At 73.0% G+C, this 3,013-nt stretch carries 2 protein-coding genes; one reads left to right on the top strand and one right to left on the bottom strand.

Annotated elements, in window-relative coordinates; all coding sequences use genetic code 11:
- On the top strand, positions 1-1,685 hold a 1,685-nt coding region (locus ACXJKL_RS18300), incomplete at its 5' end, for a VanW family protein (protein ID WP_457208429.1).
- A gap of 25 nt (positions 1,686-1,710) precedes the next feature.
- Here ACXJKL_RS18300 and aspS read toward each other — a convergent pair.
- Positions 1,711-2,982, bottom strand: coding sequence for an aspartate--tRNA(Asn) ligase (gene aspS / locus ACXJKL_RS18295; RefSeq protein ID WP_457208430.1), 1,272 nt, complete (start codon positions 2,980-2,982; stop codon positions 1,711-1,713).
- Positions 2,983-3,013: the final 31 nt, after the last annotated feature.

Raw genomic sequence — 3,013 nt, 5'->3', positions numbered from 1 at the left:
TCCTCGTCCTGCTGGTCGTCTTCGGCGGGCTGTACGTCGCGGCCCACTACGCCGCGGGGGACAAGGTGCCGCGCGGCACGACCGTCAGCGGGGTGAGCATCGGCGGCCACCCGCAGGCCGAGGCCGCCGACCGCCTCCAGGCAGGCCTGGCCGACCAGGTCAGCGCCCCGGTCCAGGCCGTCGTTGACGGCACCCCGGTCAACGTCGAGGCCACCGAGGCCGGCCTCGCGGTCGACTACGAGGCCTCCGTCGCCGAGGCCGGCGGCGAGGAGAGCTGGGACCCGGTCCGGCTCTGGAACTACTTCACCGGCGGGGACGACCTCGACGCCGAGGTCACCGTCGACGAGGCGGCCCTGGGCGCCCTCGTCACCCGCCTCGACGCCGAGCACGGCCGGCCCGTGCGCGAGGGGACGCTCACCTTCGAGGGCGCCGGCTTCACCCAGACCACGCCGCGCGCCGGCCGCTCGCTCGACCCCACCGCCACCGGCGAGGCGCTCGCCGGCGCCTGGCTCGAGGGCGGCACCGCCGAGCTGGAGCTCGTCGAGGAGCAGCCGGAGATCGACGCCGGCGACCTGTCCGAGGCCCGGGAGTCGTTCGCCAACGCCGCGGTCTCGGGACCCGTGTCGCTGACCTTCGACCAGTCGACCGTCCGCCTGCAGCCCGCCGACTACACGCCGGCGCTGAGCCTGGAGGCCGTCGAGGGCGAGCTCGTGCCCCGGCTCGACGAGCAGGTGCTCGCCGCGATGCTCGCGGGCAAGGTCGCCGTCGGCGGCGCCCCGGTCGACGCGACGGTCGCCCTGGTGGGCGGTCGTCCGCGGGTCGTCCCGGCCAGGCCCGGCGTCACCTACGACCAGCAGCAGGTCGTCGACGGCTTTCTCTCGCTCGTGGCGGCCTCCGGCGACCAACGCACGCTTGAGGTCGACGCCCAGGTCGCGCGCCCGGACTTCACCACCAAGGACGCCCGCGCGCTCCAGGTGAAGGAGCAGGTCTCGAGCTTCACGACCTACTACCCCTACGCCGAGTACCGCAACGTCAACATCGGTCGGGCCGCCGAGCTCGTCGACGGCACCCTGCTCCGCCCCGGCGACACGTTCAGCCTCAACGACACGGTCGGTGAGCGGACCCGGGAGAACGGGTTCACCGAGGGCTACATCATCTCCGACGGCATCCTCGTCAGCGACCTCGGCGGCGGCGTCTCCCAGATGGCGACCACGACCTTCAACGCGATGTTCTTCGCCGGCCTCGAGGACGTCGAGCACAAGCCGCACTCGTTCTACATCGACCGCTACCCGATCGGGCGCGAGGCCACCGTCGCGTGGGGCGCCGTCGACCTGCGGTTCCGCAACGACACGCCGTACGGCGTCCTCATCAGCGCCAAGGTCACCCCCGCCACCCCCACGACCAGCGGGGTGGTGACGGTCTCGATGTACTCCACGAAGTACTGGGACATCACCTCGTCGACCGGCGAGCGGCACAACGTCACCCAGGCGAAGGTGCGCCGGGTCGACACCGTCCAGTGCCACGCCAACACGGGCTACGGCGGTTTCGACATCGACGTCACGCGCTCCTTCTCGCCGGTGGGGTCCAACACCGAGGACCGCGCGCCCGAGGTGTTCTCGACGACGTACACGCCGAGCGACACGGTGATCTGCACCAACCCGGACGCCGAGGACAACATCAGCTGACCCCCGCCGTGAGACCGGGCCGCGCTCAGGGCGTGAGGCGGTGGAGGTCGCGCGGGAAGAGGGTGACCTCGCGGATGTTCGTCGCCTCCACCAGCCGCGCGACCCAGCGCTCCAGCCCGATCGCGAACCCGCCGTGCGGGGGCATCCCGTGCCGGAAGGCCTGGAGGTACGCCGCGTAGTCGGCCGGGTCCTCGCCCCGGGCGCGGATCGCGGCGTCGTAGTCGCTCGGCCGGTGCAACCGCTGCCCGCCCGTGACCAGCTCGAGGCCCCGGAAGAGCAGGTCGAAGCTGTTGGACCAGCGGGGGTCGCTCGGCTGCGGGTGGGTGTAGAACGGCCGCTTGGCCATCGGGTAGCCCTCGACCGCGAGGAAGTCCGACCCGTGCTCCTCCAGCGCCCACGCGCCGAGGGCACGCTCGTGCTCGGGGGCCAGGTCCGGCTCGTCCGCCGGCGCCCCGACCAGCGCGAGCGCGTCGGAGAAGTGGATGACCGGGATCTCGGCCGGCACCCCGGGCACCCGGGCGCCGGTGCGCTCCACGGCGGCCGAGGCGTGCTCGCCGATCCCGTCGACCATGCCGGCCAGCACGTCGCGCAGCACGGCGAGCACGTCCCGGTGGTCGCGCACGAAGCCGAGCTCGACGTCGAGGGAGCGGTACTCCGCGAGGTGGCGCACCGTGTCGTGCGGCTCGGCGCGGAAGACCGGACCGACCTCGTAGACGCGCTCGAAGACGCCGACCAGCTGCTGCTTGTAGAACTGCGGGCTCTGGGCCAGGTAGGCAGGTCGGCCGAAGTAGTCCACGGCGAAGACGTTGGCCCCGGACTCGGTGGCCGACTCCACGAACTTCGGAGTGGTGACCTCGGTGAAGCCGACGGCGTCGAGGCTGGACCGGAACCCGCGCAGCGACGCGGCCGCCAGCTCCCAGCGGGCGCGCTGGGACGGGTGGCGCCACAGGACCGGGGCGTGGTCGAGCAGCGTCGGCAGCTGGACGTCGAGATGCGGACGCCACAGCTCGGCCGGCGGGGTCTCGGCCGGCTCGGTGAGGCACTCCACCACCGCGTCCGTGACCTCGACGCCGCCCGGGGCCTGGGCGTTGGCGGTGGCGGTGCCGGTCACCCGGACCGTCGTCTCCTCGGGGGGTACGACGCTCCCGGCCGGCAGCACGACCTGGGCCAGGCCGCTCCGGTCGCGGACGACCAGGAAGGTGATCTTCGCCAGCTCGCGGCGACGCTGGACCCATCCCTCCAGCGTCACCGGGGACCCGGGCGCAAGGGTGGGCAGGGATGTGCAGAGCGATCTCATGACGACCTCCAGGTGGACTGGGCCCTGGAGG

The organism is Nocardioides sp. P5_C9_2, from assembly GCF_054049555.1.
Note: the sequence above shows the minus strand (reverse complement) of the source record. Positions and strands in the feature narration are given on the sequence as shown.